The organism is Nocardia alba NBRC 108234, assembly GCF_001612665.1.
In the GTDB taxonomy this organism is placed as follows: Bacteria; Actinomycetota; Actinomycetes; order Mycobacteriales; family Mycobacteriaceae; genus Nocardia; species Nocardia alba.
The window spans coordinates 15,171-34,496 of record NZ_BDAX01000007.1; the positions used below are offsets into that span (position 1 = coordinate 15,171).

16 protein-coding genes are annotated in these 19,326 nt (G+C 69.5%); 8 read left to right on the forward strand and 8 right to left on the reverse strand.

Translation table 11 applies throughout. The features are described from left to right. Nucleotides 1–49 precede the first annotated feature (49 nt). The gene (locus NA12_RS09520; RefSeq protein ID WP_067448491.1) at nucleotides 50–676 is read left to right on the forward strand and encodes a TetR/AcrR family transcriptional regulator; all 627 of its coding nucleotides are present in this window, start codon (nucleotides 50–52) and stop codon (nucleotides 674–676) included. A gap of 16 nt (nucleotides 677–692) precedes the next feature. On the opposite strand, the gene NA12_RS09525 is transcribed toward NA12_RS09520, so the two are convergent. Together NA12_RS09525 and NA12_RS35130 are read right to left on the reverse strand one after the other, a co-directional pair. Further along, on the reverse strand, nucleotides 693–3,926 hold the full coding sequence (locus NA12_RS09525; protein ID WP_132370148.1) for a sacsin N-terminal ATP-binding-like domain-containing protein: 3,234 nt from the start codon (nucleotides 3,924–3,926) through the stop codon (nucleotides 693–695). A gap of 32 nt (nucleotides 3,927–3,958) precedes the next feature. After that, nucleotides 3,959–5,776, reverse strand: coding sequence for a DUF3027 domain-containing protein (locus NA12_RS35130; protein WP_443093712.1), 1,818 nt, complete (start codon nucleotides 5,774–5,776; stop codon nucleotides 3,959–3,961). 17 nt (nucleotides 5,777–5,793) lie between these two features. Between NA12_RS35130 and NA12_RS09535 the strand changes: the two genes are divergently transcribed. The 3 genes from NA12_RS09535 to NA12_RS09545 all read left to right on the forward strand — a co-directional run bounded on the left by NA12_RS09535 (nucleotide 5,794) and on the right by NA12_RS09545 (nucleotide 9,095). After that, nucleotides 5,794–6,570 carry a glutaminyl-peptide cyclotransferase gene (locus tag NA12_RS09535; RefSeq protein ID WP_067448495.1) on the forward strand — a complete coding sequence of 259 codons (777 nt, stop codon included), beginning with the start codon at nucleotides 5,794–5,796 and terminating at the stop codon, nucleotides 6,568–6,570. A gap of 69 nt (nucleotides 6,571–6,639) precedes the next feature. Further along, nucleotides 6,640–8,577: an MFS transporter gene (locus NA12_RS09540; RefSeq protein WP_132370146.1), complete on the forward strand. Its 1,938-nt coding sequence runs from the start codon at nucleotides 6,640–6,642 to the stop codon at nucleotides 8,575–8,577. Continuing rightward, nucleotides 8,574–9,095 carry a DUF2771 domain-containing protein gene (locus tag NA12_RS09545; RefSeq protein WP_067448497.1) on the forward strand — a complete coding sequence of 174 codons (522 nt, stop codon included), beginning with the start codon at nucleotides 8,574–8,576 and terminating at the stop codon, nucleotides 9,093–9,095. The genes NA12_RS09540 and NA12_RS09545 overlap by 4 nt, the downstream gene beginning before the upstream one ends. A gap of 235 nt (nucleotides 9,096–9,330) precedes the next feature. On the opposite strand, the gene NA12_RS09550 is transcribed toward NA12_RS09545, so the two are convergent. Then, the gene (locus NA12_RS09550) at nucleotides 9,331–9,756 is read right to left on the reverse strand and encodes a cold-shock protein (protein ID WP_067448499.1); all 426 of its coding nucleotides are present in this window, start codon (nucleotides 9,754–9,756) and stop codon (nucleotides 9,331–9,333) included. Nucleotides 9,757–9,918: 162 nt separating this feature from the next. Between NA12_RS09550 and NA12_RS09555 the strand changes: the two genes are divergently transcribed. Next, on the forward strand, nucleotides 9,919–10,155 hold the full coding sequence (locus NA12_RS09555; protein ID WP_067448501.1) for a hypothetical protein: 237 nt from the start codon (nucleotides 9,919–9,921) through the stop codon (nucleotides 10,153–10,155). Nucleotides 10,156–10,525: 370 nt separating this feature from the next. Beyond that, nucleotides 10,526–11,134 (forward strand): transglycosylase family protein, encoded by a 609-nt coding sequence (locus NA12_RS09560; RefSeq protein ID WP_067448503.1) that lies wholly within the window; start codon nucleotides 10,526–10,528, stop codon nucleotides 11,132–11,134. Nucleotides 11,135–11,199: 65 nt separating this feature from the next. Here the strand turns inward: NA12_RS09560 and NA12_RS09565 are convergent, their stop codons facing one another. Continuing rightward, the gene (locus tag NA12_RS09565) at nucleotides 11,200–11,391 is read right to left on the reverse strand and encodes a hypothetical protein (RefSeq protein ID WP_056818634.1); all 192 of its coding nucleotides are present in this window, start codon (nucleotides 11,389–11,391) and stop codon (nucleotides 11,200–11,202) included. A gap of 80 nt (nucleotides 11,392–11,471) precedes the next feature. Between NA12_RS09565 and NA12_RS09570 the strand changes: the two genes are divergently transcribed. Further along, on the forward strand, nucleotides 11,472–13,763 hold the full coding sequence (locus NA12_RS09570) for a helicase-associated domain-containing protein (RefSeq protein WP_067448506.1): 2,292 nt from the start codon (nucleotides 11,472–11,474) through the stop codon (nucleotides 13,761–13,763). A gap of 6 nt (nucleotides 13,764–13,769) precedes the next feature. Here NA12_RS09570 and NA12_RS09575 read toward each other — a convergent pair whose 3' ends face one another. Next, complete coding sequence (locus NA12_RS09575) at nucleotides 13,770–14,270, reverse strand: LppU/SCO3897 family protein (protein WP_084472590.1); 501 nt, start codon at nucleotides 14,268–14,270, stop codon at nucleotides 13,770–13,772. Nucleotides 14,271–14,380: 110 nt separating this feature from the next. On the opposite strand from NA12_RS09575, the gene NA12_RS09580 reads away from it, so the two are divergent. Beyond that, on the forward strand, nucleotides 14,381–15,229 hold the full coding sequence (locus NA12_RS09580; RefSeq protein WP_067448662.1) for a hypothetical protein: 849 nt from the start codon (nucleotides 14,381–14,383) through the stop codon (nucleotides 15,227–15,229). On the opposite strand, the gene NA12_RS09585 is transcribed toward NA12_RS09580, so the two are convergent. The 3 genes from NA12_RS09585 to NA12_RS09595 all read right to left on the reverse strand — a co-directional run bounded on the left by NA12_RS09585 (nucleotide 15,226) and on the right by NA12_RS09595 (nucleotide 19,118). Then, a complete protein-coding gene (locus NA12_RS09585; RefSeq protein ID WP_067448508.1) occupies nucleotides 15,226–16,617 on the reverse strand; it encodes a M1 family metallopeptidase in 1,392 nt (463 codons plus the stop codon). The genes NA12_RS09580 and NA12_RS09585 overlap by 4 nt on opposite strands. Before the next feature lie 53 nt (nucleotides 16,618–16,670). Next, nucleotides 16,671–17,351 (reverse strand): DUF3239 domain-containing protein, encoded by a 681-nt coding sequence (locus tag NA12_RS09590; RefSeq protein ID WP_067448510.1) that lies wholly within the window; start codon nucleotides 17,349–17,351, stop codon nucleotides 16,671–16,673. Nucleotides 17,352–17,450: 99 nt separating this feature from the next. Further along, nucleotides 17,451–19,118 carry a DNA repair helicase XPB gene (locus NA12_RS09595; RefSeq protein ID WP_067448512.1) on the reverse strand — a complete coding sequence of 556 codons (1,668 nt, stop codon included), beginning with the start codon at nucleotides 19,116–19,118 and terminating at the stop codon, nucleotides 17,451–17,453. Nucleotides 19,119–19,326: the final 208 nt, after the last annotated feature.

Here is a 19,326-nt window from a genome sequence, read left to right on the forward strand (position 1 = left end):
GGCGGACCGGCGAATTGACTGTTCGTGACGCGGGCGCTTAACTCGCACAGTGTCCTCCCGATTGAGCGTCGAAGAACGACGAGCCCACCTGATCGAGGCAGCGATCGGTCTCGCCGAGAAAAAGGGCGTAGCGGGCGTGACCACGCGCGATGTCGCCCAAGCGGCCGGTGTCTCGCTCGGTGTGGTGCATTACTGTTTCGAAAACAAGGACGCGCTGATGACCGAGCTGGTCAAGGCGCTCGCGATGGAATTGCGCGATTCCGTCGATGCCGATGAAACAGTATGGGAAGATGCCGGAACAGGAAAAGAAGCACTTCACAAATTGGTGCGTCGTGGTTTGGAACTGATGTGGCGCAACATCGAAGCCACCCCCGAACGGCAGTTGCTCACCTACGAGACCACCACTTACGCGCTCCGCGAGGGTGAGTCCACACCGGCCAAACTGATGATCGCGCGCGAGCAGTACGGGTTCAACGACAACACCGTCGCCGATGTGATCGACCACTGCCGCGAAGTCACCGAAACACAGTGGCACACCCCCGTGTCGACGCTGAGCCGGTTCATTCTCAACGTGATCGACGGCATCGTGCTCCGATGGCTGGTCGACGACGACAGCGAGTCCGTGCAGGTTCAGCTCGACCTGCTCGCCGAGATGGTCATCGCGCACGCGGAATAGGCCCGCGCACGGCGGATCAGCCGCGCGGCGCCTGCACGTGGGTGACGCCGTCCGCACACCACCAGGGGACGTGGACGGTACCCGAGATCGCCCCGCGCAGATGCACTTCGAGCGTCTCGTGCACCACCAGCTCGCCGGTGACGTCCGGCGGTGACCACAGCTGCCGCAGCACCACACCCAAAGGCTCTGCCGCCCAAGTAGTTCGGCGGCCGACGCCGAGCACCTCGGCGCTCACCTGCGCCGAGGCCGACGGCAGATCCAGCAGGCCGGCCAAGGCTCGCGCGTGCGCGGTGTCGCCGACGACGAGGCGTCGCGCCGGGATGACCAGGCCGAAGCAGGGCTCGTCGAGCACCATGGCGGTGCTCGCATCGACGACATCCCCGGACAGCACGCGGACCTGTTCGGGGAGATCGAGTTCACGCGGGTCGAGGACGCCGGTGGCGACCGCGGCGGCCAGTCGGGCATGGGTGCGGGCGATCATCTCGGGGGCAGGCGATTTCGACGGATCGGCCAGCGCGTCGAGAAGTTCCTCGGCCAGCGCGGCGGACATGACGTCGGGGCGGACCAGCACGGGACGCAAGGCGTCGAGGTCGGGGCCCGCTATCCCGGTCGCCGCGAATACCGGCAGGAGACCGTCGAATTCGTTGTCGTCGGGGTGGCGGAGCCGGCCGAGCGGGATACCGTCGAGGTGGGCGTGGCGGTGCAGCCACCAGCCGGTGTAGCCGTCGCGATCGGCGAGCAGGGCGCGGGTGCGCGGCTCGGACAGCAAGTGGCGCAGCGCTTGCGGCCAGCGGTCTTCGTCGACCAGGTCGAGGTCACGAACCGCGGTGAGCTCGCGAGGGTCCGCGGAAAGGCTGTCCCACCAGGCCTGTTCGTCGGCCAGGTCGTGGTCGGGGCCGGTCGGTTCCGGATCGGTGAGCACCGCGAAACCCCAACCGACACCGATCGCGCGCAGGGCCTGCTCGCCGTACTCGGCGACGGCGCTGTCGGCGATGGTGCCGAACGGCGCGTCGGGGGCCAGGAGCTCGGCCAGCGGTGCGCCCGGCAGCAGTAGCTCGTCGGCGGGACTCAGTTCGCCGGTGTCGTCGGGCAATTCGACGAGGCCGAGCCAGTCGGGCAGTGAACTCGGGGCGGCGAAGGGAGCCAGCTGGAGTACCGCGGCGACCGTGTCCGGGTCGGCCGGATCGTGCTCGAGCAAGTCGCGCAGGGCCGGATCGGTGAGTAGGTCGTCCGAACTAGCGCTGCGGGCACCCAGCCGACCGAGGAGCGGGTGGGTGGCGTCCGGGTGCACCAGGCGCGCCCAGTGCACCGGCACGGCCACTGTGAGCTGGTCGTCGAGCACCACGGTCCGCGGGCCCGTGACCAGTCGCCCGTCGGCGAGCGGCACAGCCAGCGCGCCGAATTCCTCGGCGGTCCTGGTGTCGACCACGAAAGGTTCCACGGCAGCGTAGAACCGCCGCCACCACCGTGGTTCACGTTCCAGTCCGCTGGACAGGTCGGCCAGTGCGGCCGGGCCGAGCCGATGGACATCGAGCACGGCCAGTTTGTCCTGGCCGGCACGGCCGGACAGCTCCGGAATCACCAGCGGTCCGGTGAACTCGGCGAGGATCGCGGCCGATTCCGGGGTGAGATCGGGATATACGCTCGCCCGGGTCGGCGTGCTGCACGGCGAGTCCACCGCGGCTGGCTCGTAGGTGGGCTCTCGCGCCTCGAAAAGATCGCTGTGCGGCGCGGATTCACCCCAGCTGAGGTGTGATCCATCGTCTGCCGTCGCCTCGGAATCGTCGGCGGCGAACAGAGCCGCCAGGTCCGGGAGATCAGCCGTAGTCGATGTGCCGTGGCCGGCGGTGGCGGGTTCCTCCGATGCGAAGAGATCCCCGAGGTCGGGAACGCTGTTCTGTGCGACATCGTCGGTGTCGAATTGCTCTGACAGGCGCAGATTCTCAGCCGACGAGTCCTGCTCCGAGAAGTCCGACAGGTCGGCCGTGGCGCACACCGGGAGCCAGGGGTTGGCGCGCAGCTCGGCGATGACGGCTTCGCGCAGGATCGAGTCCGCTTCGCCGCGGGCGAAGCCGGGCGTGGGAACCAGGACCAGACGGTCCCGAGGCGGGAGCACGCGGGCGAAATCCGCGTAGCCCGTGGCCAATTCGGAGATCCGGGCGCCGGGCAGCAGGCGACGGCGGTCGGGCTGCATCGCGATATCGGCGACCAGGATCGCGGGGAGGGAGAGTTCCTCATCGGATCGGGTGGGCGCGCGCAGCACGTCCGGGGCGGCCGCGACGGGGCGGCCGTGGCGGAGTGGGAGTAGCCAGCGAGCTCGGGGGGTGCGGTACTGCCACCAGATTCGGTGTGCGCCGGACGGCAGGGTGATCGTCAGCTGGGACAGCGTTCCGGGCTCGTCGGCACCGGACACATCGACACCGAGTTCGTCTGGGGCGTCGAGTCCGTCAGCTGTGGCTATGGCGGCGTCTTCGGCAGCGACGTAAGCGGAATCAGTGGCTGTGTCGATGGCAGCGGCAGCGTCGGTGGTGGCGGCGGTAGCGGCGTCGGACCGGGCGGCGCGGGAATGAATGGCGTCAGACGAGTGGGTGGTGGCGAGAATGGCTAGCGTGCTGGTGAATTCGTCCGCTTCGATTCGGATGCGCCGCAAGGCCGGGAGTTCCAGGAGGAGGTCGGGGGCCTCGGCTCGCATCGCGTCGAGGAGGGCGTCGGGGTCGACGTCCTCGCGCAGGTGTACGACGATCTCGGTGTCGGTGCCCGCGAGCGGGGTGGTCGGTACCGGCCAGGCCAGACGCAGAACCGGGGGCGCGATCGTCGCGAGGTCGTCGGGGACGTCGATGCCGGTGTCGTGCAAGGCGTTCAGCGTGGCGACACGGGAGAAACGCAGGGACCCGGTGGTCGAGCGGATCTCGATCTCGTCACCGACGGATCGCACCGCGGTGAAGCCGACGCCGAAGCGACCCACCTCGGTGGCGCCGGACTTTCCGGAGGCACGCAGTGCCGTGAGCGCGTGCACACCGGAAACACTCAGCGGCGCGCCGGTATTCGCGACGTGCAGCCGACCGTCGAGCACCCGCACGATCAGCTCACCCGCGACACCGGCCTTCGCCGCGGCGTCGGCCGCGTTCTGCGCGAGCTCGGTGAGCAACCGATCCCGGTAGCCCGCGGCCACCAGATCCGCCTCGCTGGCACTGTCCTCACGTAGCCGCGTCGGCGAATCCCGCCACGCGGCAAGTACTCCGGCACGCAGCTGCGCGGTGCCGAACGGGTCATCCGCTCCGTTCAGCGCGACACCGACGATCCGTGCTCACGCAGATCAGCCGATTCCGCCGCGTCGTCCGAAATCGCACTATCGCGTTCCGCGGACACCTCGGCACCCACCGCCGCGTTCTCCTCGTCGGAAGCCGCTGCTCCCGACGCAGCCTCGACAGCGGATTCGGCCCCAGCAGCGGATTCCGCCTCGGCGGCAGGTTCGGCCCCGGCGACGGGTTCCGCACCGGCCACGAGTTCAGCCTTGGCCACCGGTTCGGCCACAGCGACGGATTCCGTACCGGCCACGGGTTCAGCCACAGCGGCAGATTCCGTACCGGCCACCGGTTCGGCCACAGATTCCGCGCCAGCCACCGGTTCGGCCTTGGCGACGGGTTCGGCCGAGTCATTTCCGGGGGCGATATCGCTGTCCGGAGCCGTTTCGGCGGTGACGACCTCGTCGGCAGACTCCGGCAGGGTGCCCTCGGCGAGCGCGGAACGCACTGCCGCCGCGGCGGCGACCGCTTCGGCCTCGGCGGTTTCCTGCTGGTCGCCTGCTCGCTCCGCCGCGGCCTTACTGATCTCGGTCAACGCGTCGGCGGAGATCGGCTCGGGTTCGGCCTCGGTGTCCGAAGGCGCCGGGACAGCGGCGGACGTCTCGGCCGTTACCTCCACGACCTCGATAGCCGGGTCGGCGGACACCTCGGCGACAACCTCCACGACCGCCGTCACGGAGTCGGTGTCGGCGGGTCGGGCAACGTCCTGGTCGACCGCTGTCGCCGCGTCCTCGGTAAGCGCCTGGGCCGCAGTTTCCGATACCGGGCCCTCAGCAGACGTCTGGGACACGCCCGGTGCTGCCGGATCTTCGGTGTGCGCCGGGTGCGCGGCCTCGGTGGCCGGGTCTTCGGTAGATGCCTGGGGCACAGCCGCTGTTGCCGCGTCTTCGGTAGTCGCTGGGGGCGCAGTGCCGGTTCCCGCGTCTTCGGTGGGCGCCTGGGGTGCAAGCCCCGTTGTCGCGTCTTCGATAGGCGCTTGGGGCGCTGTTGCCGCGTCATCGGCGGCAGTCTGCGAGGCTGCCGTGTCGATCGCGGCCTCCACAGCCGGGCGGACGATATCGACGAAATCCACCGCGTGGTCGTCGAACGCCTCGTACAGCGGGGATCCGTTGCCGCTGGGGGCGACCACGTCGGAGTGGGCGCCGCAGCCGTATTCGATGTGAACCACATGGCCGTCGGCGCCCATCGCGTTGCCGCAGACGCCGAAGGACTCGCGCAGCGCGCCTGCCAGCGGTAGGTAGAAGCCGCACATACCGCAGGTGCCGGGGGCGGCCTTGGCCATCTCGGTGTCGGGGCCGAACTCGGTGAACCAGCGCTGGGCGGCGTCGGCGCGGCCTTCGAGGCTGAGCACCTGAACGCGGCCGAGGCCGACTTCGCGCGCCACCTCGTCGATGACCGGGTCACCGGTGGCGACGTAGCCGGGGACGAGGCGGGGGTCGTCGGCGGGGGCGGCGAGCAGGTCGCCGGGGCCGAGGTCGCCGGGACGAACCCGCTGCTCCCACGGCACGAAGGCGGGGGCGATCAGGGCGTCGAGGGCCGGCAGCAACGCCGACTCGCTCACCGTGGCGTGGTCGGCACCGGGGGGCGCGGCGACCACGACTGCCCACTGCCAGCCGCGGTAGCCGGGCAGCGTCGCCTCGAACCGGTGGGTGGCCGCGGTGTCGTCCTCGGCGCTCACCCCGAGATGGGCTCCTACCCCGTCGGGCTCCAACGCGACGAGCGCACGACGTGCGACCTCGGCCGCCTCGGCCAGAACGGGACGCACGCCGGACTCCGAAACAGATACTGCGCTCACGGCATACATTTTGCCGTATGAAGTGCAATCGCAGTTCGTTGGCCGTCGCAGTGCTGGTCAGTGTGCTCGGCGCGGGGGCCTGTAGCGCATCGGCGGAGCCCGGACCATCGCGGTGGCGAGTCGAGGTGATCGGCTCGTCACCGCATGATCCGCAGGCTTTCACCCAGGGTCTGGAGGTGGTCGACGGCGTCCGCTACGAGAGCACCGGTATGTGGGGCGTGTCGACCGCGCGGGCCACCGATCAGCGCACGGGCACGGAGACCGCGCGCGTCGACCTGCCCGGCCGCCTGTTCGGCGAGGGGATGACCAGGGCGGGCTCGATCGTCTGGCAGTTGACCTGGCAGGACGGTTTCGCCATCGCCCGCGACCCGGTGACTCTCGCCGAAATCGGCCGCGCCGACTATCAGGGTGAGGGCTGGGGGTTGTGCGCGCAGCCGCAGCGGCTGGTGATGAGCGACGGCACCGGCGAGCTCACCTTCCGCGACCCGGTGACGTTCGCGCAGACCGGTTCGGTGACGCTGTCGGGCTACCGCGATCCGAAGCCGAACGAATTGGACTGCGCCGAAGACGGCACGGTCTACGCGAACAACTACCCGACCGACGAGATTCTGCGCATCGATCCCCAGACCGGCCGGATTCTCGCCGTCATCGACGCGAGCGGGTTGCTCACACCCGCCGAACGCGCGAGCACCGATGTGCTCAACGGCATCGCCCACCTGCCCGGCACCGACCGCTTCCTGCTGACCGGCAAGTACTGGCCGCGCATGTTCGAAGTGCGTTTCGTGGGGAAATAACCCCGGTATGGCCGACATTGCCGCGGCGCGAGTGAACACGCGCCGCCTGAGTGCGACAGAATTGGACTTGTGACTACGCCCCGCGATCCATCCGGTCCTGACCGTGGTCGCCGGGACGGTACCGCCGCCGACCCCCACCCCGGCTACGGGCAGTACCCGCCGCGCGCGCCGCGCAAGGTCTTCCCCCGGCCCGAACGGCCGCTGTCCCCCGAGCCGCCGACGGCCCGGTCGAGAAGCCTGTTCCGTCGCCACCGTCACGTCGACCCCGCCGCCCCCACCACACCCGTACCGAACGCGGGAACGTACTCGAAGGGCAGGCAGGTTCCGCCGTCCGAGGAGCGGGAACGCCCGGTACCGCGGCGCGACGCGCCCACCGAGTCACGAGACCGAGCCGTTTCGCCTGCCGACGATCGCGCCCCTGTCACCCCCCGCGACGAGCAGCGGCGGCCCAACTCGGCGCGTGCCGAGCCCGAGTGGTCGGCCCCGCACCGCCCACCGCCCGACGACGGCTTCGGCCCCGACGGCACCCGCCCCTTCCCGAGCGGCGAAGACCCGGTGGACGACCAGCCCCACCAGCGTGTCCCTCGCAAGCTCACCGTCACCCGCGTCGCCGCCATGCGCAGTCGCGAACTCACCGAACGCGGCATCGCCACCTTTCAGCGCGCCGCCAAGGCCGATGGCGCCGACCAGTCCGGTCTGACCGCGCTCACCTACGCCACCATGGCGAACTTCGCGCTCGACGCCGCGATCGCCGTCGCCCTGGCCAACACCCTGTTCTTCGCCAGCGCCACCGCCGAGTCCAAAACCAAGGTGGCGCTGTACCTACTCATCACCATCGCGCCGTTCGCGCTGATCGCGCCGCTGATCGGCCCGCTGCTGGATCGGTTGCAACGCGGGCGCAGGCTGGCGCTGGCGACGACCTTCGGGCTGCGCGCGGGCTTCGCGCTGCTGTTGATCTTCAACATCGACACCTGGGGCCTGTATCCGCTGGCCCTGTGCATGATGGTCGGCTCGAAATCCTTCGCGGTACTCAAGAGCGCGGTGACCCCGCGCGTGCTGCCACCGGATATCGACCTGGTCCGCACCAATTCCCGGCTGACCGTATTCGGCCTGGTCGGCGGCACTCTCGGCGCGGGCGCGCTGGCCGCGCTCGCCGCCCTGATCGCCGGTTCCACCGGTGCGCTGATCTTCGCCACCGGCATCGCGATCACGGGCGCGTATCGGAGCCTGCGCATCCCGCGCTGGGTCGAGGTGACCGAGGGCGAGGTCCCCGCGACGCTGACCTATCACGGCCCCGACGCCAACACCGAGGTTATCGAACGCGGTCAGCCGTCCTCGGTGCCGCCACGGAAACGACGGCAGCCACTGGGCCGAGCCGTGGTCACCGGCCTGTGGGGCAACAGTTCGATCCGCGTGCTCACCGGCTTTCTCACCTTCTACATCGCCTTCGTCGCCAAAGGCTCGGGCGGTAGTCCCACCGAGCAGGCGGCGATGCTGGGCCTCGTCGGCGCGGCGGCGGGGCTGGGTAATTTCGGCGGCAACGCGACCGGCGCAAGACTGCAACTGGGCAGGCCGTCGCCGGTGGTTCTCGGCTGCACCGGCGCGTGCGCGGTGGTGGCGCTGTTCGCCGCGTTCACCGGGAATCTGTTCGGCGCCGCCGTCGCCGCGCTGGTGGCCTCGGCGGCGAGCGCGCTCGCGAAGGTGTCCCTCGACGCCGCCATTCAGGACGACCTCCCGCCGGAGTCGATCGCGTCCGGATTCGGCCGTTCGGAGACCGTGCTGCAACTGAGCTGGGTCGTGGGCGGGGCGGCCGGTGTGTTGATGCCGATCGAGTACTGGAAGGGTTTCGCCTTGATCAGCGTGATCCTGCTGGCCGGACTGCTCCAGACGTTCGTCAGCTATACCGGGCACTCACTGCTGCCGGGCCTTGGTGGCAATCGCCCCCAGCACGTCGAGCAGGAAGTGCCGAGCACCCATCCGAGAGGTACAGGAGACCCCACCTGGTGAGCAAGCTCAACGCTCGAACGATCGTCGCGCTGGTCGCGGCCGGACTGTTCGCCGTCGTCCTGGTGACCGCAGGGCTGGTCGCGCTGGCGGTGTCGAAGGCACCGGCGCACCACCCGAAGCTCACCGCGTACGCGCACGGTACGACCATCACCGTCGACCCGTTCATGTACTGCACCGTCAAGATGCAGGATTGCCAGTACGGCGAGACCGCGCCGCTGGTCGTCCCCTCCGGCGAACCCGTCCAGCTCTCGCTGCCCGACGCGGTAGCCGAATCACCCTGGCTCATCCAACTGATCTACCAACGCCCCAGCGGCGAACAGGTGGACCGGGTACTCAGCTTCGCCGACTACCCCGAACGCGCCAGGGCACTCACCATCGATTCCGAGCCCGAGCCCGGACTACGCCTGATCGGCATCGAGGTACAGCTACCGATCCTGGCCCGCGATATCGCCACCGGCCGCGAAACCTACATCCCCCACGCCGCCTGGTCGATCGTCACACCGGAGCCCCAGGACTAGCCCGCACCCCCCAAAAAAGAGCTCGGCCACGAAGCAACACTTCGCGGCCGAGCTCACAAAGCAAACCCAACACCGAACCCCCGACCCCTAGGGAGGGGCCGGCCGCGCAGCGGCCGGGTTCGCGGCCGTCCCGTCGATCAGGTGCCGGTGCGTAGGCGACGAAGGAGCAAGCACCGGCGCCTGATCGACGGGACCGCAGGGGCCGCGAACCCGAGCGCGCCAGCGCTCCAAAAACTCAGTGATCGAGTTCGCGGGCTACCGCTCGGACTACCTCGGAGATGCGCTGGGACATCTTGCGATCCGGGTACTTGCCCCGTCGCAGGTCCGGCTGCACCGTGCTCTCGAGCAGCGTGATCATGTCCTCGACCAAGCCGTGCAGTTCGTCGGGCGACTTGCGCGGCCCGGCGTCCTTGCGCGCGGGCGCCTGCCCACGGTCACGCTCGCGGGCGACGGTCGGCGGCGCTTCCAGGACGGTCACGCTGAGCGCCTGCGGCCCGCGGCGGCCGGCGGCCATGCCGAATTCGACACGCTGTCCGGGCTTGAGTCCCTCGACGCCCTCGGGCAGCGCGGACGAGCGGACATAGACGTCCTCGCCCTCGTCTTGAGACAGGAAGCCGAAGCCCTTCTCGACGTCGTACCACTTCACCCGGCCGGTCGGCACTGCGCTCACCCGTTCATCATTCGGTACCCGAACCCTTGTGGCCCGGGTTACACAACTTTGCTTGTCGCGAAAAGAACGCGCCCCCCAACAAGGCGGGACGCGATGTGGTGCGAGTCTACCCCGGTGGCTATATCGCGAGCACATCAGTTTTACGGTTCATCGGTGACGAACTCACCAGATCCGGCCTCGCCCGGTCCGCGACGCTCCGGCGATCGCCTGCTGCACGTGGCCCTCGCCCTGTTCGGTATCGGGATTCTGGCGGTGATCGGGATCTTCTTGACGCCGATCGTGTCCGACAGCGAGCCGGGGCTGTGGCTCTATTGCCTGGCGATGCTCGCACCGGTCGGGTTCCTGCTCGCGCTGGTTTTCGCGTTGTGGTCGGGCCGACGCGTGCGTTGATGCATCAACGGAGTACCCATTGAATCCCATCCGCTCAAACATGTGACCTTCGTCACATAACGGTCCGGTCACGAAGTGAGCGCACAGCTGCGGCGTACCGGTGGCACCGCGACTACCTGCGCGGACATCAGGGATCACCCTGAGACGACCCCGAGACCCGTCGGGACCCGCCGGTTACCAAATAGTGACATTCGACGCCGACCGTCGTACCGTTTCTCTCAGCCGGGGTAACCCCCGGAACCACCGGCCCGTCGCACCGAACCTCACCCCGCGGGTACCGGACCCCGATTGGAAACACGGGATGAGGGCGGACCGGGAGACCTCTCGATCCGGGCCACATGCAGGTGCGAACGAGAGGAAGAAACCCGATATGAGTGGACGCCACCGCAAGCCGACTTCCACCGGGCGCACCGCTGCCAAGGTCGCCGTCACCGGCGCGATCTTCGGCACCGCAGCCGCTGCCCTCGCAGGAAACGCCAGCGCGGCCCCTGACTCCGACTGGGATCGCCTCGCACAGTGTGAAGCCGGCGGCAACTGGGGTATCAACACCGGCAACGGTTTCCAGGGTGGGCTGCAGTTCTCGCCCTCAACCTGGACCGCACACGGTGGTGGCGAGTACGCCGCCTCCGCAAACCAGGCCAGCCGCGAACAGCAGATCGTGGTCGCCGAGAAGGTTCTCGCTTCCCAGGGTTGGGGCGCTTGGCCCTCCTGCTCCTCGAAGCTGGGTCTGAGCAGCGGACCGTCCGAGCGTGTCGCTCCCTCGACGCCGAGCTGGGCCCCGCAGGTCAACGTGCCGCAGGTCCAGGATCCGAGCCAGGAAGTGTTCTCGGCCGTCGACCGCGCACTCACCGTCGTGCAGCAGCAGGGCATCGCCGTGCCGCAGCAGGCTCTCGACTTCGTCAACTCCGCCAAGGGTGCCCCGCTGGACCCGGCCGTGATCGACTTCTTCCAGGCGAACAAGGGTCTGTTGCCCTCCTGATCGCCCACTGACACAACAAGAGCCCGCATCCTCGAGGATGCGGGCTCTTGTCTTTCTCGTCCGAACTACACCCGGTTGATGGTGGTCTGGGGGTGCACGTACGGCAGCGTCGCGGCCGGGACGGGAAACTCGGTGTCCTCGCCGAAAGGCGAGAGATTACCGGCGCGGGTCGACGACAGTTCGGTCACGGCGTGCTCGCCGTCGGCCACCTCGGGCCAGCCGTTGTCGACGTAGGGTTTCTTCGATTTGTTCACCACCGGCTCATTCTGGCATACGGATGATCTCGCGCCCCGCGCTCAGTCCGGATCGAAGTGGCCGAGAACTGTAGGCTCGATCGGTGATCGCGACAGACTCTCTCGTCGACTGGCTGGGTGCGCGCACCGATGCCCAGCTGGTGACATTGCTGCAGTTGCGACCCGACCTGGCGGTGCCACTGCCCGCGTCGATGTCGGTGCTCGCGGTTCGCGCCCAGCAGCGCGCGTCGGTGTTGCGTGCCGCCGACGATCTGGACACGCTCGAGTTCGCGATCATCGAAGCACTGACGGCCAATGAGGACGCCCGCACGATCGGCGCCGAACTCACGCCGCTGACCCGCGTCACCCTGCACGCCCAGCTCGCGGACCGCGTCACCAAGACCGCGTTCAACGCCGCGCTGACGCGTCTGCTCGACCGCGCGCTCGTCTGGCAGGTCGGCGCCGACCTCGACCTCACACCCAGCGCCGCCGAAGCCCTCCCCTGGCCCCTCGGCGCGACGACCGCGCTGCCCGACGCCCTCACCGAACCCGAGGTGAACGCCGCGCTGGCCACGGTGAGCCCGCCCGAACGCGCGCTGCTGGACAAACTCGCCACCACCGGCCCTCGTGGACGCACCAGGGACGCCGCACCGGGTACGGACCCGGCCCGGCCCGTACCGCGCCTGCTCGCCGTCCGGCTGCTGCACCGGATCGACGACGAGACCGTGGAGTTGCCCGTCACCGTCGGCCAGGTGCTGCGCGGCGAACCCGTCACCGACCCGCATGCGCTCGCCCCGCCCAAACCCGCACTCGTCAAGAACGCCGCCACCGAGGTGAACGCCGTCGGCGCCGGCGAGGTCGGCGAGCTCTTGCGCGACGCGGGCGATCTGATCGAAGCGCTCGGCCGACTACCCGCCCCCGCCCTGCGCGCGGGCGGACTCGGCGTGCGTGAAGCGCGCAGACTGGCCAAACAGACCGGCATCGAGGAACAGCGCACCGGCCTGCTGCTCGAATTGCTGGCCGCCGCGAAACTGATCGAGAAGGGTCTGCCCGAGCCGACGCCGGACCTCGACTCCACCGACGATTTCTGGGCCCCGACGCCCGCCGCGGATTCCTGGCTCGACGCCCCGTCCTCGACCCGCTGGGTGACCCTCGCGCAGGCGTGGCTGGAGCTGGATCGGATGCCGTGGATGATCGGCCTGCGCGACGCCGCCGACAAGCCGATCGCGGCGCTGTCGGCGGAGCTGCGCGTGCCGCACGCGGTGCGCGACCGGGCGGCGATCCTCGGCCTGCTCGCGGAGTACCCGACCGGCACCGCGGTGACCCCCGCCGATATCGGAAAGACGCTGGCTTGGCGAATGCCACGTCGCCGCAGGCACTTTCGTCTCGACGCCGTCACCTCGACCCTCGCCGAAGCGGCGGTCGTCGGGCTGCTCGGGCGCGGCGCCCTCGACTCGGCGGGCCGGGCCCTGCTGCACGGTTCGGTGGCCGACGCCGAATCGGAAATGACCGCGGCGCTGCCGAAACCGGTCGACCACGTCCTGGTGCAGGCCGACCTCACGGTGATAGCCCCCGGCCCGCTGGTGCCGGAACTACGCGCCAAGATCGCCCTGGTCGCCGATGTCGAATCAGCGGGCGCCGCGACGGTGTATCGGGTCAGCGACGCCACGGTTCGCCGCGCACTCGACGCCGGTCTCACCGCCGCCGAATTGCACGCGCTGTTCGCCACCAGCTCCCGCACGCCCGTGCCGCAGTCGCTGACCTACCTGATCGACGATGTCGCCCGGCGCCACGGCCAGCTCCGGGTCGGCATGGCCCAGTCCTTTCTTCGCAGCGACGACCCGACACTGCTGGCCCAGGTCCTCGCCGCCCCCGTGGCCGAAACCCTGGCGCTACGCGCGATCGCACCCACGGTCGCGATCGCGCTGGCGCCCCTGGCCGAGATGCTCGACCAGCTCCGCGCGGCGGGTTTCGCCCCCGCCGGCGAGGATTCCGGCGGGGCGATCGTCGACCTGCGCCCTCGCGGTGCGCGGATCTCGGTTCGCCCGCTGGCCCGCAGGCCCTACCGCCCGACCCCGCCCAATGACGACCAGCTCGCCCAGCTGGTCACCGAGCTCCGCGCGGGCGAACGCGCCGCGGGCGCCCGCACGGGCCACTCGGTGCGCACCGACGGCACCCGCACCGGTACCGCGGCCACCCTCGCGCTGCTCCAGCTGGCGGCGCGAGTGGGCCGTCCGGTGAACATCGGCTACGTGGATGCCCAGGGCGTGGCCACCCAGCGTGTGGTCGAGCCGCTGCGGGTGGGCAACGGCCAGCTGGACGCGGTGGACCCGGTCAGCGGTGCCACCCGGCACTTCACGCTCCATCGCATCGCGTCGGTGGCTCTGCTCGATTAGGGCCGATCAGGGCTTGGCCATGCAGAACGTGGTCTTCGGGTCCGGAACCGTCCGGAACTGCGTGGCGTCCATTCCACACAGCAACTCGTCGGTCTGCCCGTCGATCCGCTTGACCACTTTGAACGAGGCCCCGGCCGCCGTGCAGTCGACCGCCTTCGCCGGCCGCTTCCCGGCGTCGGCGTAGCAGCTGCCCTCGGCGAAATTCGGTGCCAGGCACAGCGTGTTCTTCGCGTCCCCGACCGTGCCGTTGAACGCGGCGTTGTCGGCCGCGCAGTCCGCCCCGACCCGCACGATCCGGTAGTTCGACTTCGCCGACGAGCAGTCGCCGACCGTCGCCTTCATCGCGTCGGCGGTGTTGTCACCGACCTCGACGCACGACCCCGCCGCGACGGCGCCGACCGACGACGAGTCATCGGACGAGCACGAAACCACCGCCGCGACCAGGGCCATCGCGGCCATCGGGCCGAGCACGAGCCGCGCCGCCAGCCGCTTATCCGGAAAACTCACTGAAAACCTCACTCACCGAACGGTTCAGGGTGAACACAACCGCCGGTGACGATACCCAAGTGCCTCGCGCCCGCGCTCCCCCATCCGCCAACCTGGCTACCATCACCAAGATGACCCTCGACGACGTCGCAGGCGAGCTGTACACCCTCGACCCCGGCGACTTCGTGTCCACCCGGGCCGAGCGCGCCGCCCAGGCCCGCGCCGACGGTGACCGCGACCTGGCCGAGGCCATCGCCGCGCTGCGCAAACCCACCCTCGCCGCCTGGACGGTCAACCTGCTGGCCCGCCACGCGCCGCGCGAGATCGCCGCGCTGCTGGATCTGGGCGACGCGCTCCGGTCGGCGCAACGTCAACTCTCCGGCGACAAGCTGCGCGCGCTCGGCACCCAGCGTCAGCAGGTCGTGAACGCGATGACCAAGCGCGCCGCCGAACTGGCCGCCGAGCACGATCGCCCGGCGAGCGAGCAGGTGCTGCGCGAGGTGGGTCGAACCCTCACCGCGGCGCTGGCCGACCCCGAGGTGGCCGACCTGCTGCGCGCCGGCGTGCTGGCGAGCACCGTCACCTATGACGGCTTCGGCCCGGCCGGCCTGGTCGCGATCACCGGCGGCAAGGCCACCGCCGCGCGCGCGAGCAAACCCCGCTCGACCACGAAGGACACCGACACGGAACGTCGTGCGCGGGCCCGGCAAGAACTCGACGACGCCGAAGCCGGACTGGCGACCGCGCGGGCCGATCGCGATGCGGCCGAAACGGCTGCCGCACAGGCGAAATCCGACCTCGACGAGATAGAAGCCCACATCAGCGACCTGCGCGCCGAACTCGAACGGGCCGAACAGCGACGCCACTTCGCCCACACCGCCGAGCATCGAGCGCGTGGCGAATTCAACGCCGCGCGTAGTCAATTCGATCGCATGCGGCGCTGGGTCGAGCGTGCCGGGGCCCGGCTCAGCGAGGACTAGGAGCCCAGGGTGCCCGGGTAGAGGAACGCGTCACGCGGTGGCCTGGTCCCGTCCAGCCATTCGGTCAGGAACTCGCCCAGCGGCATCGAGGTCCGGCTCTGCAGGAACGCGCGGAACTCGGGCATCGAGGCATGGCCGTCGCGGTGCGCGTTCACGAAATCCCTGATGGCGGTGAAGAACACGTCCTCACCGAGCAGCTTGCGCAGGGCGTGCAGGAACAGCGGCCCGCGATAGTAGACGGAGGTGAACTCGTTGCCCGCGCCAGGGGCGGCCAGCGCGATCTTCCAGAACCCGGCATCGTCGAGGTTCTCCGCGATGGTCTCGCGGTACTCGGTGTCCACATCGGCCTTGTCGATCCGCTCCGGCCACAGATAGTCGGCGGTGTAGCTGGCGAAGCATTCGTTGAGACAGATATCGGACCATTGGCGCACCGACATCGTGTCGCCCCACCACTGATGGGCCAGCTCGTGCACCACGGTGTTCAGGTCGGTCCACGGCGCGTAGGTGGGCCGGGTCTGGGTTTCGAGCGAGAACGGCAGCTCGGTATCCACATAGATTCCGCCTGCCACGTCGAACGGGTAGGGGCCGTAGAGGTTCTCGAGGAAGTCGAGGATCTCGGGCAGCCGCTGTTCGTCTTCGCGATTGCCGTCGGATTTCGGCGCGAACGCGCTCAGTACCGCGGTTCCGTTCGCGCGCCGCTGTTCGAGGAAGGTGAAGTGGTCCACCGCGACCGTGGTCAGGTAGCCGATCGTGGGCTGTCGCGTCTCCCAGGTGGTGTGCAGTCTGCCCTCGCGCACCACGTGCTCGGTGCGATCGCCGGTCGACATCACCTCCCACTCGGCGGGCACCGTGGCGTGCAGCGTGAAAGTCGCCTTGTCCATGGGGGTGTCGTTGAGCGGGTACCAGGTGCTGGCGCTGTGCGGCTCGCCGACGGCGAACGCGCCACCGTTGGGCGCGTGCGTCCAACCCTCACCCGCGGTATCGGCGGCCGGGCCCGCGTAGTCGACGATGATCCGCATCGGCAGCCCCGGCGGCAGCGGTAGTAGTGGCGTGAGCACCAGCTCGTGCTCGCCGTCGTGCGCGAACCCCGCGGGCTGACCGTTGATGGTCACCATCAGCACCTCGGGCCCGCTGTAGTCGAGGTTGAACCGGGCCAGCGGCTGGGTGGCGCGGCCATCGATGCGAGCCGTGCCGCGCAGCAGGTGAGTACCGGGCTCGTAGGCGATGGAGACGTCGTAGTGGGTGACGTCGTAGCCGCCGTTCCCGTCGAGCGGATAGTACGGATCACCGAGCCCGGGGGCCCCGATCAGGGCCGAATCCGCCGCTGCCGGACGAACTCCCAGCGTCACCAGCGCGAGCACCGCGCACAGCCCGGCCGACCATCGCATGCCGAAGACACCTTTCGTCGACCGGATCGCAGGACGCGACCATCGTCGCAGGTCTACCCCGCGCCCGCCTTGCCCAGGTCGGCGGGCAACTGCTGCGGGTCGAGCAGCAGCCGTTTGGTCGCGGTGCGTTTCACTCGCGCGGCCAGTGCCAGGTTCTGCGCGAGCAGCCGCCATTCCACCTCGTTGATGGCCTCGCGCGCCCGCTCGATCACCGTGTCGTCGCGCGTGCCCCAGGCGATCGGCATCGCGGTGACCAGCTGCCAGCGTTCGCCGACCTGGCGCGGCGCGCGATCGGTGCGCACCGCGACGGCGGGCACCTGCTCACCGCGGCGCGGCGCGTGGCCGGGCAGGGTACGTACCTTGCGGGTGATCAGCGCCCAACTGCGCTCCGGCGCAGCCGGTTCGGCGATGTCGACCAGGGCGAGCAGCACGATGGCGCCCGGCTCGGCATCGCTGACGACGGCGGGCACGAGCACACCGTCGTGGTAGAGCTTCTCGATGCTGGAGCGATGCGGTGTCCACAACGCCACCCACAGCGCGATGCCCGCGATGAGCACGCACACCACCGCGAGCAGAAACCCCCACGCCTGCCCGCTCCACACCAGCGCCACCGTGGCCGCGATGGCGAGACCGGCGGCCAGCAGGGCTACCAGACGCAACCTGCGTAATCCGGTGAACGTCTCGTTCACCGCGTGGGCGTGTTCACGGTCGACCACGAATTCGAAGCGGCGCACGCCTTCCTTCCTAGCACAAGTTGCGGAGGAATTGCCTCCACTTATCTGCCGAGGGGTTCGCACACCGCACGCTACCCCCCTCCGACCTGGCCAACAGCGCTACACGCCGTCCCCGATCGGCGGACCGAGCAGGTCGTCAGCGTCGACGATACGGTAGGCGTAGCCCTGCTCGGCGAGGAAACGCTGCCGGTGCGCGGCGTATTCGGCGTCGAGGGTGTCGCGCGCGACCACCGAATAGAAGTGCGCCTGTCCCCCATCCTGTTTCGGCCGCAGCAGTCGGCCGAGGCGCTGGGCCTCTTCCTGCCGGGAACCGAAGGTGCCCGAAACCTGCACCGCCACCGAGGCTTCCGGCAGATCGATGGAGAAATTGGCGACCTTGCTCACCACCAGCACCGGGATCTCGCCGGAGCGGAACGCGTCGAACAGCGCCTCGCGTTCCCGGTTCTTGGTGGCGCCGGTGATGACCGGAGCGTTCAGATCGACGCCGAGCTCGTCGAGCTGGTCCAGGTAGGCGCCGATCACCAGGGTCGGCGCGCCCTCGTGCCGGGCCAGGATGGACTCGACCACCGGGATCTTGGTGCGCGCGGTGGAGCACAGCTTGTAGCGTTCCTCCGGCTCGGCCGTGGCGTAGGCCATCCGCTCCGCGTCGGTGAGCGTCACCCGCACCTCCACGCAGTCGGCGGGCGCGATCCAGCCCTGTGCCTCGATGTCCTTCCACGGCGCGTCGTAGCGCTTGGGGCCGATCAGCGAGAACACGTCGCCCTCGCGGCCGTCCTCGCGCACCAGCGTGGCGGTGAGGCCGAGCCTGCGGCGCGACTGGAGGTCGGCGGTCATCCGGAAGACCGGCGCGGGCAGCAGGTGCACCTCGTCGTAGATCACCAGGCCCCAGTCGCGGCTGTCGAACAGCTCGAGGTGCTTGTACTCGCCCTTCGACTTGCGCGTAATGACCTGGTAGGTGGCGATGGTGACCGGGCGGATCTCCTTGCGCTCGCCGGAGTACTCGCCGATCTCCTCCTCGGTGAGTGTGGTCCGCGCCAGCAGCTCGCGCCGCCACTGCCTGCCCGCCACGGTATTGGTGACCAGGATCAAGGTCGTGGCCTTCGCCTTCGCCATCGCGGCCGCGCCGACCATGGTCTTTCCCGCGCCACACGGCAGGACGACCACGCCCGACCCGCCCGCCCAGAACGAGTCGGCGGCCATCTCCTGGTAGTCGCGCAGGTGCCACTTGCCCTCGGTGTAGTCGAGGCCGATGTCGTGGGCCTCACCGTCGACGTAACCGGCCAGATCCTCCGCGGGCCAGCCGATCTTCAACAGCATCTGCTTGATGTGGCCGCGCTCGGACGGGTGCACGATCACGGTGTCGTCGTCGATGCGGGCGCCGAGCATGGGTGCGATCTTCTTGTGCCGCAGCACTTCCGCGAGCACCGCGCGATCCAGGCTGACCAGGCACAACCCGTGCGCGGGATGCTTCACCAGCTGCAACCGGCCGTAGCGGCCCATGGTGTCGACGATGTCGACCAGCAGCGGCTGCGGCACGGCGTACCGCGAGAAATTCACCAGCGCGTCGACGACCTGTTCGGCGTCGTGGCCCGCCGCGCGAGCGTTCCAGAGCGCCAGCGGGGTGATCCGATAGGTGTGCACATGCTCGGGCGCGCGTTCCAGCTCCGCGAACGGGGCGATGGCCTGCCTGGCATTGCCCGCCAGCTCGTGGTCGACTTCGAGCAGCAGCGTCTTGTCGCTTTGCACGATCAGCGGTCCGTCGGTCACACGTTGCTCCTGTGCTGGTCGGCGGCTGGCGCCGCGGGTTTTCGGCCTCGTAACCCCGGATCCGAGGGGCGATACTCCGGCTTCGCCGTTACGTCTCGCCCCTCGGATCCGGGGCGGCCGAAAACGTGGTGGGCGAGTTGGGAGTCCGTAGGTGGGCTCGTCGGGTGCGGGCGTTCCACTCGTGAGGGAACCCCGTTTCCCCGGGGTG

Bases quoted from the DNA above. Each gene is read 5' to 3' on its own strand.
- NA12_RS09535 (WP_067448495.1), top strand. From the start codon at position 5,794: ATGAAGTGCAATCGCAGTTCGTTGGCCGTCGCAGTGCTGGTCAGTGTG.
- NA12_RS09560 (WP_067448503.1), top strand. From the start codon at position 10,526: ATGAGTGGACGCCACCGCAAGCCGACTTCCACCGGGCGCACCGCTGCC.
- NA12_RS09580 (WP_067448662.1), top strand. From the start codon at position 14,381: ATGACCCTCGACGACGTCGCAGGCGAGCTGTACACCCTCGACCCCGGC.
- NA12_RS09585 (WP_067448508.1), bottom strand. From the start codon at position 16,617: ATGCGATGGTCGGCCGGGCTGTGCGCGGTGCTCGCGCTGGTGACGCTG.